The 14,408-nt window shown below is 71.9% G+C and carries 12 protein-coding genes; 4 read left to right on the top strand and 8 right to left on the bottom strand.

The genetic code is table 11. The features are described 5' to 3' along the window. Positions 1-16: 16 nt before the first annotated feature. From ACWEPF_RS09160 to ACWEPF_RS09175, 4 genes are all read right to left on the bottom strand, one after another. Positions 17-715 (bottom strand): phosphoadenylyl-sulfate reductase, encoded by a 699-nt coding sequence (locus ACWEPF_RS09160; protein WP_452172053.1) that lies wholly within the window; start codon positions 713-715, stop codon positions 17-19. Further along, positions 699-875, bottom strand: coding sequence for a hypothetical protein (locus ACWEPF_RS09165; RefSeq protein ID WP_452172054.1), 177 nt, complete (start codon positions 873-875; stop codon positions 699-701). Before ACWEPF_RS09165 ends, ACWEPF_RS09160 begins: the two co-directional genes overlap by 17 nt. Beyond that, complete coding sequence (locus tag ACWEPF_RS09170) at positions 872-2,596, bottom strand: nitrite/sulfite reductase (protein WP_452172055.1); 1,725 nt, start codon at positions 2,594-2,596, stop codon at positions 872-874. Before ACWEPF_RS09170 ends, ACWEPF_RS09165 begins: the two co-directional genes overlap by 4 nt. A 186-nt stretch (positions 2,597-2,782) precedes the next feature. Next, positions 2,783-2,866 carry a putative leader peptide gene (locus ACWEPF_RS09175; protein ID WP_310593185.1) on the bottom strand — a complete coding sequence of 28 codons (84 nt, stop codon included), beginning with the start codon at positions 2,864-2,866 and terminating at the stop codon, positions 2,783-2,785. 168 nt (positions 2,867-3,034) lie between these two features. Here ACWEPF_RS09175 and ACWEPF_RS09180 point away from each other — a divergent pair, with 168 nt between their 5' ends. Continuing rightward, entirely contained in the window at positions 3,035-4,276 is a 1,242-nt protein-coding gene (locus ACWEPF_RS09180) for a YihY/virulence factor BrkB family protein (RefSeq protein ID WP_345284166.1), read from the top strand. Positions 4,277-4,529: 253 nt separating this feature from the next. Then, a complete protein-coding gene (rsgA, locus tag ACWEPF_RS09185; protein ID WP_452172056.1) occupies positions 4,530-5,615 on the top strand; it encodes a ribosome small subunit-dependent GTPase A in 1,086 nt (361 codons plus the stop codon). 68 nt (positions 5,616-5,683) lie between these two features. On the opposite strand, the gene ACWEPF_RS09190 is transcribed toward rsgA, so the two are convergent. The 4 genes from ACWEPF_RS09190 to ACWEPF_RS09205 all read right to left on the bottom strand — a co-directional run bounded on the left by ACWEPF_RS09190 (position 5,684) and on the right by ACWEPF_RS09205 (position 10,346). Continuing rightward, on the bottom strand, positions 5,684-7,123 hold the full coding sequence (locus ACWEPF_RS09190; protein ID WP_452172057.1) for a GH1 family beta-glucosidase: 1,440 nt from the start codon (positions 7,121-7,123) through the stop codon (positions 5,684-5,686). A 32-nt stretch (positions 7,124-7,155) separates the two neighbouring features. Next, positions 7,156-8,031: a carbohydrate ABC transporter permease gene (locus tag ACWEPF_RS09195; RefSeq protein WP_452172058.1), complete on the bottom strand. Its 876-nt coding sequence runs from the start codon at positions 8,029-8,031 to the stop codon at positions 7,156-7,158. Between the two features lie 6 nt (positions 8,032-8,037). Further along, on the bottom strand, positions 8,038-8,976 hold the full coding sequence (locus ACWEPF_RS09200; protein ID WP_452172059.1) for a carbohydrate ABC transporter permease: 939 nt from the start codon (positions 8,974-8,976) through the stop codon (positions 8,038-8,040). Between the two features lie 74 nt (positions 8,977-9,050). Next, the gene (locus ACWEPF_RS09205) at positions 9,051-10,346 is read right to left on the bottom strand and encodes an ABC transporter substrate-binding protein (protein WP_345284158.1); all 1,296 of its coding nucleotides are present in this window, start codon (positions 10,344-10,346) and stop codon (positions 9,051-9,053) included. 241 nt (positions 10,347-10,587) lie between these two features. On the opposite strand from ACWEPF_RS09205, the gene ACWEPF_RS09210 reads away from it, so the two are divergent. Both ACWEPF_RS09210 and ACWEPF_RS09215 read left to right on the top strand, forming a co-directional pair. Then, positions 10,588-13,473, top strand: a complete 2,886-nt coding sequence (locus ACWEPF_RS09210) for a glycosyl hydrolase (RefSeq protein ID WP_452172176.1) — start codon at positions 10,588-10,590, stop codon at positions 13,471-13,473. A gap of 107 nt (positions 13,474-13,580) precedes the next feature. Next, on the top strand, positions 13,581-14,399 hold the full coding sequence (locus ACWEPF_RS09215; RefSeq protein WP_452172060.1) for a hypothetical protein: 819 nt from the start codon (positions 13,581-13,583) through the stop codon (positions 14,397-14,399). Positions 14,400-14,408 lie beyond the last annotated feature (9 nt).

Below are 14,408 nucleotides of genomic sequence, written 5' to 3' on the forward strand. Positions count from 1 at the left end.
ACGGTCGGTCGGTGGATCAGAGGTGGATGCCGCACTCGGTCTTGCCCGAGCCGGCCCAGCGGCCGGCCCGGCCCTCCTCGCCCTCGCCCGGCTTGGCGGTGCAGGAGAGCGGCGAGCAGCCGATCGAGGTGTAGCCCTCCCACAGCAGCGGGTTGAGCAGCACCCCGTTGGCGGCGACGTAGGCGTCCACGTCGTCCTGGGACCAGCGGGCGATCGGGGCGATCTTCACCTTGCGGCGCTTGGCGTCCCAGGCCACCACCGGGGTGTTGGCCCGGGACGGCGACTCGTCCCGGCGCAGGCCGGTGGCCCAGGCGTCGTACGCGGCCAGGCCGCGGTTGAGCGGCTCGACCTTGCGCAGTGCGCAGCAGAGGTCGTTGTCCCGGTCGTGCAGGTTCGGCCCGTACTGGGCGTCCTGCTCGGCCACGGTCTGCAGCGGCTTGAGGGTGATGACGTTGACCGGCATCACCGCGGCCACCGCGTCCCGGGTGCCCAGGGTCTCGGCGAAGTGGTAGCCGGTGTCCAGGAAGACCACGTCCACCCCGGGGAAGACCGAGGAGGCCAGGTGGGCCACCACGGCGTCCTCCATCGAGGAGGTGACGCAGAACCGCTTGCCGAAGGTCTCGGCGGCCCAGCGCAGGACCTCCTGCGCCGGGGCCTCCTCCAGGTCGACCGCGGCCTTGGCCGCTATCGCCTCGTAGTCAGTTGCCGTGCTCATGTGCCGTTCCCCCGTGGGTGGTTGACAGCAGGCCCAGGTACTTCAGCTGGAACGCCCGGCGGCAGGAGTGGCACTCCCAGGCGCCGTGGCCGGCCTCCGAGGGCCGCAGGTCCTCGTCGCCGCAGTACGGGCAGTGGAAGGGGGCGGCGCGTTCGCTCACGACAGCTGCTCCTCACTGGCCCGGGCCGTCCACTGGGCGAAGCGCTCGCCCTCCTGACGGTCCTCCTGGTACCGGGTCAGGACCCGCTCCACGTAGTCCGGCAGGCCGTCCTTGGTGACCTTGAGACCGCGGACCTTGCGGCCGAAGCCGGCCTCCAGGCCGAGCGCGCCGCCCAGGTGGACCTGGTAGCCCTCGACCTGCTCGCCGTTCTCGTCGGTCACCAGCTGGCCCTTGAGGCCGATGTCGGCGACCTGGATGCGGGCGCAGGCGTTCGGGCAGCCGTTGATGTTGATGGTCAGCGGCTCGGCGAACTCCGGGAGGCGGGCCTCCAGTTCGTCGATCAGGGTGCGGCCGCGCTCCTTGGTCTCGACGATCGCCAGCTTGCAGAACTCGATGCCGGTGCAGGCCATCGTGCCGCGGCGGAACGGCGAGGGGGTGACCCGCAGGTCCAGTGCCTCCAGGCCGGCCACCAGCGACTCGACCCGGTCCTCGGGGATGTCCAGGACCAGCATCTTCTGCTCGGCGGTGGTGCGCAGGCGGTCCGAGCCGTGCTCGGCGGCCAGCTCGGCGATCTGGCCGAGCAGCTTGCCGTTGACCCGGCCGACCCGCGGCGCGAAGCCGACGTAGAACTTGCCGTCCTTCTGCCGGTGCACGCCGACGTGGTCGCGCCAGGTGCCGCTGGGCTCCTTCGGCGCGGGGCCGTCCACCAGCCGGTACTTGAGGTACTCGTCCTCCAGCACCTGGCGGAACTTCGCCGGGCCCCAGTCGGCGACCAGGAACTTCAGCCGCGCCCGGTTGCGCAGGCGGCGGTAGCCGTAGTCGCGGAAGATGCCGATCACGCCGCCGTAGACGTCGGCCACCTCGTCCAGCGGGACCCAGGCGCCCAGGCGCACGCCCAGCTTGGGGTTGGTGGAGAGGCCGCCGCCGACCCAGAGGTCGAAGCCCGGACCGTGCTCGGGGTGCTCGACGCCGACGAAGGCGATGTCGTTGATCTCGTGCGCCACGTCCAGCAGCGGCGAGCCGGAGATCGCCGACTTGAACTTGCGCGGCAGGTTGGAGAAGTCCTTGTTGCCGATGAAGCGGCTCATGATCTCGTCGATGGCCGGGGTGCCGTCGATGATCTCGTCCTCGGCGATCCCGGCGACCGGGGAGCCCAGGATGACGCGCGGGGTGTCGCCGCAGGCCTCGGTGGTGGAGAGGCCGACCGCCTCCAGCGTCTGCCAGATCGCCGGGACGTCCTCGATCCGGATCCAGTGGTACTGGACGTTCTGGCGGTCGGTCAGGTCGGCGGTGCCGCGGCCGTACTTCTCCGAGACCTCGGCGATCGCCTTCAGCTGGGCCACCGTCAGGCGGCCGCCGTCGATCCGGACCCGGAGCATGAAGAACTCGGCGTCCAGCTCGTGCGGCTCCAGGATCGCGGTCTTGCCGCCGTCGATCCCCTCCTTGCGCTGGGTGTACAGACCCCACCAGCGCATCCGGCCGCGCAGGTCGGCCGGGTCGATGGACTCGAAGCCGCGCTGGGCGTAGATCGTCTCAATGCGCGTCCGCACGTTGAGACCGTCGTCGTCCTTCTTGAACTGCTCGTTGGCGTTGAGCGGGGTGCGGTGCCCGAGACCCCACTGGCCCTCGCCACGGTGGCGGGTCACCTTGCGGGCGGCCGCGGGGCGGCGCGCGGGGGCGCCGGCGGCCTGGGGCTCGTCCGTTTCGGGGGTGCTGGCCATGGTGAAGTCCTTACGGCAGTGGCTCTGGGGGCGGCTGCGGGGCTTCCGGGCACGGACCTGCGACGACCTGCGGGTTCTCCGCGAGGTACGGGGGAGCAGTGACCTTGCCAGGGGCTCGCGCATCCGCAGCGGCGGGGACGGCGAAGAGGTTCGCGCCGGCGTGCGGTGGAAGGCGGCGGGGTGGGCTCAGGTCACCGGACAGATGGCGCTGGACACGCGAAGGAGATCGACGTGAAGTCGACCTACTAGGGTGGTTCCGGCGCTCGGCATGGCAAGAGATTCGCACGCCGCACGACCCCCGGTCCACCAACGTCCGGATGATGGACTCGTGAGTTTCGCTTCCTGAGACGCCGCCCGCTCCGCCGCAGCCCGGGCGCCTGGTGAGACCCCGTCAGGTTGCACGTGGGTCAGCCGCCCCGGGACCGATAGGTTAGGGGCGTGCAAGCAGCAGGGGAAACCAGCAGGACGGGGGCCGAGCGCCCCTCCCGGCGCCGCCGTCGCGGACGGCGCCGCCGCGAGTCGACGTGGCGCACGACCGCCTGGACGCTGGTCAAGGACACCACCAACACGTGCGTCGAGTACCGGGTCACCGGACTCGCGGCGGAGGCGGCTTTCTTCACGCTGCTCTCCATCCCCCCGCTGCTGCTCTGCCTGGCCGGCACCCTCGGCTACCTGGACGACATCCTCGGCGCCGGCACCATCCAGAAGCTGGAGCAGGACATCCTCCAGGCCAGCGCCACCGTGCTGGCCCCCAGCTCGATCCAGCAGATCGTCCAGCCGCTGCTCGACAGCGTCTTCGACGAGGGCGGCCGGCCCGACCTGATCTCGATCGGCTTCCTGCTCTCGCTCTGGTCCGGATCGCGGGCGCTCTACATCTTCATCGACACCATCACCGTGATGTACGGCCTCGACGGCAAGCGCGGCATCGTGAAGACCCGGATGATGTCGCTCGGCCTCTACCTGGGCGCCCTGGTGATCGGCTCGCTGGTGCTGCCGCTGCTGCTCGCCGGGCCCGGGCTGGTGCGCAACGCGCTGCCGGACTCGGCCGGGGTGATCGACGCGCTCTACTGGCCGGTGGCGATCATGCTGCTGGTCGTCTTCCTCACCACCCTCTACCACGTGGCCGTGCCGGTCTCCACGCCCTGGCGGGAGGACATCCCCGGCGCCCTGGTGGCCCTGGTGGTGCTGGTGGTGTGCAGCGTGCTGCTCCGGCTCTACCTGGTCAGCTCGATCGAGGGCCGCTCGGTCTACGGGCAGCTGGCCGCGCCGGTCGCGGTGCTGCTCTGGATCGGCGTGGTGGCCCTCGCGGTGCTGATCGGCGCCGCGATGAACGCCGCGCTGGACCGCCGCTGGCCCACCACCGAGACCGCCGACGCCCGCGCCGCCAACGAGCGCGCCAGCGAGGAGGCCGCCGCCGCCGTGGTCCGCGAGGCCACCGCCCGCCGGGCCGTGGAGCGCGCCCGGCTGGCCCGCGAGCTCGGCCTGGGCGAGGGCCACGAGGACGACCTGGACGAGGACGACGAGGGTGACCACCCGCCCTCCGAGTACCCCGAGCGCTGGGCGGACTTCCTGCCCCCGGGCAACCTGCGCGGCCGTCTCGGCAACGCCGGGGCGCACCGCCGCCGCCGTCCGCCGCCCCCACCGGACAGCGACCGGCCGGGCGGCTCCTGGCACGTCTGACGGGCGGTGGAAAAAAGGGGTGCGCGGGCGTGCGGCGGTTCGCTATCGTCGCCCGGGCCGGGGGCGTACCGCCCCCTGTGAAAGCCGTTGAGTGAACAAGGAGGTGACGACCGTGCTGACTGTCGTCGTCGCGGACTCCGTCCGCACCCAGAAGGTCCTCGTTCCCACCTCCGTGGTCTCCGGCTGACACTCCTTCACCACCCGCGCCGCGCGCGGGACGCCGGGGCCACCCCCTCGAAGGGTCACCCCGAAGTTGAACCTCTCCATCACTGACCGCTCGCTGTCCGGCTACGGCTGGAACGACGAGTGGGCCTCCAAGTTCTCCCTCTTCGCCGGCACGGACCTGCGTCCGGGCCGGGTCACCCGGGTCGACCGGGGTCTGTGCGACGTCTTCCTCGACGACGACGGCTCCGGCGCGCCCGGCACCGTCCGGGCCGACCTCCGCCCGGTGCGGATCTCCGATCCGGCCGAGTGGGTCTGCACCGGAGACTGGGTCGGCGTCGACCTGACGACGGCTCCGCTGCCGAGCGTCGCGGCCGTGCTGCCCAGGACCACCGCGATCATCCGCAGCACCGCGGGCAAGCGCTCCGAGGGCCAGGTGCTCGCGGCCAACGTGGACACCGTCATGATCGCCGTCTCGCTGGCCGCCGACCCGGACCTCGGGCGGATCGAGCGCTTCGTGGCGCTCGCCTGGGAGTCCGGCGCCGAGCCGCTGGTCGTGCTGACCAAGAGCGACCTGGTCGGCGACGCCGACTTCGTCAGGGACGACGTCGAGGGCGTGGCCCCCGGCGTCACGGTGCTCGCGGTGAGCGCCGAGACCGGCGAGGGCATCGACGTGCTCCGGGCGTGCCTGGGCACCACCAGCGCGCTGATCGGCCAGTCCGGCGCGGGCAAGTCCACCCTCACCAACGCGCTCTCCTCCTCCGAGGCGATGGTCGTCCAGGCCACCCGTTCGGTGGACGAGAAGGGCCGTCACACCACCACCACCCGCGAGATGATCCCGCTGCCCGGCGGCGGCGTGGTCATCGACACCCCGGGCCTGCGCGGCGCCGGCCTGTTCGGCGGCGAGGGCCTCGCGACGGCCTTCGCCGAGATCGAGGAGCTGGCCGCCGACTGCCGCTTCCACGACTGCCGCCACGCCGGGGAGCCGGGCTGCGCCGTCCTGGCCGCGCTGGAGGAGGGCACCCTCCCGGTGCGCCGCTGGGAGAGCTACCAGAAGCTCCAGAAGGAGAACGACTGGATCGCCTCCCGGACGGACGCCCGGCTGGCGGCCGAGCGTCTGAAGAAGTGGAAGACCATCACCAAGTCGGTCCGGGCCGGCGGCTCGCCGAAGAAGTAGCGCGAGCGAGGGCCGCGACCCGGAGCGGGTCGCGGCCCTCGGCCGTCTCACGGTGGCGGTACGCCGTCTCACGCCTCGGGCAGCCGCCCGGTCCGGATCACCTCGGCGTACCAGCGCGCGCTGTCCTTGGGCGTGCGGCGCTGGCTGGCGAAGTCCACGTGCACCATGCCGAAGCGCTTGCCGTACCCGAAGGACCACTCGAAGTTGTCCAGCAGCGACCAGAGGAAGTACCCGCCCACCGGCACCCCGTCCGCCGCCGCCCGCCGGACCGCGTCCAGGTGCCCGTGCAGGTACGCCACCCGCTCCGGGTCGTGCACCGCGCCACTCGGGTCGCTGTAGTCGTCGTAGGCGGCGCCGTTCTCGGTGACCAGCAGCGGCAGGCCGGGCAGTTCGTCCCGCAGGCGGGTGAGCAGCTCGTAGAGGCCGTCCGCGTCCACCGGCCAGCCCATCGCGGTGCGGCTGCCCTCGGCCGGCAGGAAGCGCACGCCCTCGTCGGCGGGCCAGGGGGAGATCTCCCCGGCGTGGCCGTCCTGGCGGGCGGCGGGTGCCGACGGGTCGGCGGCGCCGACCACGGTGGGCGTGTAGTAGTTGATGCCCAGCGAGTCGACCGGGCGGGAGATCTCCGCCAGGTCGCCGTCGTGGACGAAGCCCCAGTCGGTGACGTGCGCGGTGTCGGCCAGCACGTCGGCGGGGTAGCTGCCCTTGAACACCGGGTCCAGGAAGATCCGGTTGGCCAGGCCGTCGATCCGGCGGGCCGCGTCCAGGTCGGCGGGGGACTGGCCGGCGGGGCGGACGGCGGCCAGGTTGAGGGTGAGGGAGACCTGCGCGGAGTCCGGAAGCTCGGCGCGCAGCGCGGCCGTGCCCAGGCCGTGGGCCAGCAGCAGGTGGTGATGGGCCGTCAGCGCCTCCGCCGGGCTGGTCCGGCCGGGGGCGTGCACCCCGGAGCCGTAGCCGAGGAAGGCGGAGCACCAGGGCTCGTTGAGCGTGGTCCAGGTCGGGATGCGGTCGCCCAGGCGGCGGGCCGCGAGGGTGGCGTACTCGGCGAAGCGGTACGCCGTGTCGCGGTTCAGCCAGCCGCCCGCGTCCTCCAGCTGCTGCGGCAGGTCCCAGTGGTAGAGCGTGACCACGGGCGTGATGCCCTTGCCCAGCAACTCGTCCACCAGACGGTCGTAGAAGTCCAGCCCGGTCTCGTTGGCCGGGCCGGTGCCGCCCGGCCGCACCCGCGGCCAGGAGAGCGAGAACCGGTAGGCGCCCAGGCCGAGTTCGGCCATCAGCGCGACGTCCTCGCGGTAGCGGTGGTAGTGGTCGCAGGCGATGTCGCCGGTGTCGCCGTTGCGCACCTTGCCGGGGGTGCGGCTGAAGGTGTCCCAGATGGACGGGGAGCGGCCGCCCTCGGCGGCGGCGCCCTCGATCTGGTACGCGGCGGTGGCCGCACCCCAGACGAAGCCGGTGGGGAAGTCGGTGGGACGGTCGGAGCGGACGGGGGCCGGTAGGGCTGCTACGGACATGTCGCCTTCCATGGGTGACTACGGTAGAGGGCTCAGCCCTTGACGGCGCCCTGCATGATGCCGCCGACTATCTGACGGCCCAGCAGGGCGAAGACCAGGAGCACGGGGAGGGTGCCGATCAGGGTGCCGGCCATGACGATCGACTGGTCCGGCACGTAGCCCTGGCCGAGCGACTTCAGGGCGACCTGCACGGTCGGGTTCTGCGAACTCAGCGCGACCACCGGCCAGAAGAAGTCGTTCCAGGTGGCCATGAAGGTGAGCATGGCGAGCACCGCCATGCCGGGGCGGGCCACCGGCAGCACGATCGAGCGGAAGATCCGCAAGGACGAGGCGCCGTCCATCCGGCCGGCCTCGATCAGCTCGTCCGGCAGCGCCTGGACCAGGAACTGGCGCATGAAGAAGACGCCGAAGGCGGAGACCAGCGAGGGCAGGATCACCGAGGGCAGCTTGTTCTGCAGGTCCAGCTTCACGATCACCATGAAGAGCGGGATCACCCCGAGCTGCGGCGGGATCATCATCGTTCCCACCGTGATCGCCAGCAGCAACCCCCGCCCCCGGAAGCGGAGTTTCGCGAAGGCGAAGCCGGCCAGGGTGGAGGAGAGCACCACCCCGACGGTGACCGCGGCGGAGACCACCAGTGAGTTGAGCAGCGCGGTGCCGATCGCGGCCTGCTCCAGCGCCTCACCGATGTTGTGGAACAGGTTGGGGCCGGGGGTGAGCGCCGGAGTCGCCGAGCTGAGCTCGGAGTTGGAGCGGCTGGCGGCCACCAGGGTCCAGTAGAAGGGGAAGACGAAGAGCAGGGTGGCGAGGGCCAGCACCGCGTAGGCCAGCGGTCCGCCCTGCAGCGGCGAGCGCCGCCCCGCCGCCCGGCTGCTGCCGCGCTTGAGCACAAGGGTCGTGGAAGCCATGGCGGTTCACCCGTCCGTACGGTTGCGCCGGGCGGCGACGGCCGCGTTGGTCAGGGCCAGCACCACGATCAGCAGGAACATCACCCAGGCCACGGCGGCGGCCCGGCCGAGGTGGAAGAAGGTCCAGCCCTGCTCGTAGAGGTAGAGGCCGAGGGTCTGGTACTGGTGCGAGATGCCGCCGCCGGAGTTGCCCTCGTAGAGCAGCGGCTCGCCGAACAGCTGGGTGGCGCCGATGGTGGAGACCACCACGGTGAAGACGATGGTCGGCCGCAGACCGGGCACGGTGATGTGCCGGAACTGCTGCCAGCGGGAGGCGCCGTCCACCGCCGCGGACTCGTAGAGCTCGTTCGGGATGGACTGCATCCCGGCCAGGTAGATCAGCGCGTTGTAGCCCGTCCAGCGCCAGGTGACGATCGCCGAGACGCCGAACTGCGAGGCCCAGGTGGACGCCTGCCAGTCCACCGGGCTCAACCCGACGGACTGCAGCGCCCAGTTGATGAGCCCGTAGTCGCGCCCGAAGAGCTGGGCGAAGACCAGCGTGGCGGCGGCCACCGAGGTGGCGTAGGGCATCAGCATCGCGACCCGGAAGAACGTCCGGCCCCGCAGCCGGTAGTTGAGCAGGTGGGCCAGGCCGAGCGCCATCAGCAGCTGCGGGACGGTGGAGAGCACGCCGATGGTGAAGGTGTTGCCGAGGGCGTTCCAGAAGTACGGGTCCTCGAACAGCCGGGTGTAGTTCTGGAATCCCAGCCAGTCCATCTGCTCGGAGGTCTGCAGCTCGACCCGGTGCAGCGAGACGTACGCGGTGTACAGCAGCGGGAACAGGCCGAAGGCCGCGAACAGGACGAAGAACGGGGCGAGGAAGCCGTACGGGGCCAGCCGCCCGGCGAGCCGGCCCGGGCGCGGGGCGGGCCTGGTCGTGGGGCGGGGGGCGGTGAGCGTGGCCATGGGGGTCCTTTCCCGGGGCGGGGCCGCAGAGCGGAGCGGCCCCGCCCCGGGGGAGTCGGGCGTCGGAGGGGCCGTCAGTTGCCGGAGGCCTTCTTGACGTTGTCCAGCGCGTGCTGCCAGGCGGTGCCCGGGGCGGTGCCGGTGCGCTCGACCTCGCCGAGGGCGTCGGTGAACGCCTTGGTGACCACGCCGTCCTGGGTGCCGAGCACCTGGGCGGGCATGTTGACGGCCGACTCGCTGAAGATCTCGCCGATCGGGGCGTCGTTGAAGTACGGGTCCTTGACCGACTTGATCTCGGCCTGCGCGGCGGTGGAGGACGGGAAGGAGCCCTGCTTGGCGAAGAGCGTGGCCTGCTGCTCCTTGGCGTTCAGCCACTTGACCAGCTCGGCCGCCTCCTTGGGGTGCTTGGCGGTCTTCGGGATCGCCAGGTAGGCGCCACCCCAGTTGCCGGTCTTGCCCGGGCCGGGCGCGATGTCCCACTTGCCGGAGAAGGAGGTGCCGGCCTGGCCCTTGATGTAGCCGATCATCCAGGCCGGGCAGCTGAGGGTGGCGAACTTGCCGGTGGAGAAGGCCTTGTTCCACTCCGGGGTCCACTGCGGGAGCTTGGCCGAGAGGCCGTCGGCGACCAGCTTGGTGGCGTCCGCCCAGGCGGTCTGCACGGCCGGGTTGGTGTCGTGCACCGGCTTGCCGGCCTCGTCGGAGTAGCGGACCTTCTGCTGGCCGACCTCGGCGGTGAACATCCCGGCGGCGCTGTCGGTCCAGCCGTTGCCCGGCTTGGCCTTGGCGACGTACTCCTTGCCGAGCTCCAGGTAGCCCGCCCAGGTCGACCACTTGGCGGCCAGTTCGGTGCGGTCGGTCGGCAGGCCGGCCTCCTTGAACAGGTCGGTGCGGAAGCAGATCGCCTCCGGGCCGATGTCGGTGCCCGCGGCCAGCACCTTGCCGTCGGCGGTCTTCACGGCCGCGGCCTTCCAGGGCACCAGGCCGTCGTTCACCTCGGCGGCGCCCAGCGAGCGCAGGTCCTGGAACTTGTCGGCCTGCTTCTGCATCACGCTGGCGATCCGGCCGACCTCCAGGCCCTGCACGTCGGCCAGACCGCCGCCGCCGGCCAGCTTGGTCTGCAGCGCCTGCCAGTACTGGGCCTCGTCCTGGGTGTCGGTCTGCTTCACGGTGACGTTCGGGTGCAGCTTCATGTACTCGTCGTAGAGGCCGGCCTCCTTGAACCCGAAGGTGCCGAACAGGTCGACGGTGAGCGTGACCTTGCCGTCGCCGCCGCCATCGGCCGAGCCGGTGGAACCGGAACCACAGGCGGTCAGCAGCAGGGCGGCGGCAAGGGCGGCGCTGCCGAGGGTGGCGGCTCTGAACGGGCGCATGGGGGTGCCTCCTGATCGAGTTCTGAGAGCGCTCTCAAGCGCTGGAAGGAGCGTGCCGGGCGGCGTCCCGGCCGTCAAGTGGTCGAAATCTGAACGTGATCTGGGGAGTTCGGGGAGTCCTGGTTTCACAGTCCGAAGTCAGGAAGGTTTCGTCCGGCCCGTTGACACCCTTCCGGGGCCGCCCCTACGGTCCGGGGCTGAGAGCGCTCTCACCTTCCCCCACTTCCAGTTGAGGTGACTCATCGTGAAGCCACCGCGGCGCCCCGCCGCCGTCCTGACCGCCCTGGCCCTCGCCGCCGCCGCACTCACCGCGACCGTCGGCGCGCCCAGCGCCTCCGCAGCCACCGTCAAGGTCGGCCTCGGCGGGTACACCGACACCCGCCCGGCCGGCACCGTCGGCCCCAGCAACTCCGCCGGCGCCCCGGTGGCGCCCAAGGTCACCGCCCGGATGGCCGGCAAGGCCGTGCCCACCAACGACTGGTGGTCCTCGCTGGTCTTCCAGCGCTACGCGGGCAACCCGTACTCCGAGAACATGTACGCCCACCCGTTCACCTTCAAGGCCGTCAACTCCGGCCTGGAGGTGGGCTACCCGACCTCGCCCACCGTCACCCCCGACGGCCGCCAGTACGACTTCACCCACACCAAGGACCTCACCCTCGGGGTGGCCGGGCTCAACTCGCCCGACACCAAGGTGGACGGCTGGACCGACTGGACCGTCACCCCCGCCTGGGCCGACGCGGGGCACAGCTTCACCGCCACCATCGGCCACGGCCTGCCCTACGTCTACGCCCGGGCCACCGGCGGCGCCGCCCAGATCACCGCGGCCGGCACCCCGACGGTCTTCGCCAGCCAGGGCAACGTCCTCGGCATCACCGTCGGCGGCCACCACTACGGCCTGTTCGCCCCCACCGGCACCAGCTGGAACGTCAACGGCTCCACCCTGTCGGCCGCGCTCGGCGCCAAGGACTACTACTCCGTCGCCGTCCTGCCCTCGCCCGGTGACCTGGCGCTCTACCGCACCTACGCGTACAGCTTCGTCACCGACACCAAGGTCTCCTGGGCCTACGACAACGGCTCGCTGACCACGAACTACACCGCCACCACCACCCCGGTCGAGGGCAGCCAGAGCGGCACCCTGCTGGCCCTGTACCGGCACCAGTGGCTGGCCACCTCCGACCAGCTCACCGCGCTGAGCTACACCTCCCCGCGCGGACAGATGAAGGTGCGCCAGGGCAGCGGCTTCTCCACCGTGATGAAGGCCGACGCCATCCTGCCCTCGCTGCCGGACGTCGGCGGCGCCGACCGCGCCACGCTCGGCGCGCTGGTCCGCGAGGCGGCCGACGCGGCCGATCCGTTCAGCGGCGCCACGGACACCTACTGGACCGGCAAGGCCCTCGGCCGCCTGGCCCAACTGGTGCCGATCGCCGATCAGTTGGGCGACACCGCGACCAGGGACAAGCTGCTCGGTCTGATCAAGGGCAAGCTGCAGCAGTGGTTCGCCGGCACCGGCTCCACCGTCTTCGCCTACGACGACCAGTGGAAGACCCTGATCGGCTACCCGGCCTCCTACGGCACCGACGGCGAGCTCAACGACCACCACTTCCACTACGGCTACTACATCCAGGCCGCCGCCACCGTGGCGCGCTACGACGCGGCCTGGGCCGCGGACTCGGCCTGGGGCGGCATGGTCAAGCTGCTCGCCAAGGACGCCGCCAACGCCGACCGCGCCGACACCCGCTTCCCCTGGCTGCGCAGCTTCGACCCGTACGCGGGCATGGGCTGGGCCTCCGGCCACGCCGGCTTCGCGGCGGGCAACAACGAGGAGTCCTCCTCCGAATCGCTCAACTTCAGCGCCGGGCTGATCCTCTACGGCTCCGCCACCGGTGACACCACGCTGCGCGACCTCGGCCTCTACCTCTACACCACCGAGTCGCGGGCCGTGGAGCAGTACTGGTCCAACGCCGACCAGGCCGTCTTCCCGTCCTCCTTCGGCCACCAGACCGTCGGCATGGTGTGGGGCAGCGGCGCCGCCTACTCCACCTGGTGGACCGCCAGCCCCGGCATGATCCACGGCATCAACTACCTGCCCATCACCGGTGGTTCGCTCTACCTGGCGCGACGTCAGGACGACCTGCTGGCCAACCTCGCGGAGCACAAGGCCAACAACGGCGGCGTGCTGACCGACTGGCGGGACCTGGCCTGGGAGTTCCAGGCGCTCGCCGACCCGGCCGGGGCCAAGGCCAACTGGCAGGCGGGCAAGGACTCCTACACGCCGGAGGAGGGCGAGTCCAAGGCCCACGTCCAGCACTGGATCGGCAACCTGGCGGTGCTCGGCACCCTCGACCCGGCGGTCACCGCCGACCTGCCGACGGCGGCCGTCTTCGTCAGCGGCTCCACCCGGACCCACGTCGCGCACAACTTCTCGACGGCGGCGCGGACGGTCCGCTTCTCGGACGGCGCGGTGCTGAACGTGCCGGCCCGGTCCACCGCCAGCGAGCGCGGCAGCTTCCAGGACGGCGGCACGGGCGGGGTCACGCCCTCGCCGACGCCGACGCCGACGCCGACGCCCACCCCGTCCCCCTCGCCGTCGCCCTCCCCCTCGCCCACCTCGTCCCCGTCGGTGCCGCCGGTCGGCGGGAACACCTTCTACCTCCAGCCCGGCGGCAAGCTGACCACCGGGTACGGGGCCGGGGCCTCCTCCGACACCGTCGCCTCGGCGGGCGGCACCAACCACGACGGCACGCCGTACCAGCCGACCGTCTACGAGGTGCGCAACGTCAACGCGAGCCTGCGGGCGGGCGCCGCCACGGAGTTCGACCTCTACCTGGACGCCGGCCCGGCCGTGGGCCTCGGCCAGCAGCTGCGGGTCTCCTACGACCTGACCGGTGACGGGAGCTTCGACCGGACCGAGACCTACCGGTACTTCGCCACCGACCCGGTCACCGGCTGGGAGCGCTACTCGGCCACCGCCGGGCTGGCCGCCTCCACCGGCGCGCTCGGCAACCTGAGCAACGGCACCGTCCGGATCGAGGTCTGGTCCGCGATCGGCAACGCCCCGGCCTCGCTGCGGGTGGGTGCCACCCAGGCCCAGGGCAGTGCTTCGGTGGTCCGCCTGCCGTTCAACTGACGGGACGGCAGGTCACCGGCGTACGGGCTCCCGTGGTGGATGGTGACCACCACGGGAGCCCGTGCGGCGCCCGGGGAAGGGTCGTATGACTGTCCTATCATCGGCCGGTGACTCTCGATGCGGCCTTGGCCGATTTCATCGCCCGGGGCGGGCCCGAGGAGCTGGCACCCCAGGTGCTCGGCGCCGTCATCGACCAGGGGCTCTACGTCCCGGTCCGGGGGGACGGCGGTGTCCTGCTGGTCCAGCGGTCCGGTGACGGTGTGCCCGCGCTGCCCGGCTTCACCGCCGAACGGGACTGCGCCGCCCACCTCCCGCACGCCGCCGGCACCGTCTACTGCGACGCGCTCCGGCTGCTGGAGCTGATCCGCGAGCACGGTGCGGCGCGCCTGGTGCTCTTCGGTCCCGACGGGGCGACCGTGCTGCTCCCGGTGGAGGCGCTGTTCGAGGCGATGGCCGGACGCGGCGTCAGGGGAGCGGGGCAGCGGCTCCGGCTGACCTGGTCCACCCACCCCCTCGCCGTGGCGCTGCGGGACGCGGCGGCCGCCCGTGTGCGCGACTTCCCCGAGATCCACTGCGTCTGGATCTCGCACGCCCGCTGGCTCGACACCGGCTCCGAGCACCTGCTGGTGCACCTGGCGGTGGACGCCGACCCGCCCGGCAACACCGGCCACCCCTTGATGCAGGCACTGCTCACCGAGGAGCTGGTGATCGGCGACGGCGACCCGATGGTCTCCGCGCTGGCCCTCAACCGCACCACCCACGCGGACCAGATCGCCGAGCTGGAGCGGATGGGCCTGGACACCGTGCGGGTGGACCACGCCACCGGCCGGGTCGAGGTGGTCTCGCGCGCGTACGACACCGCACCACCGCCGGCGCCTCCGGAGGACCGGCCGCCGAAGCGGTGGTGGCGGCGGGGGCGGGAGTAGGCTGCGGAC

The sequence above is a fragment of the Kitasatospora sp. NPDC004289 genome, assembly GCF_053602875.1.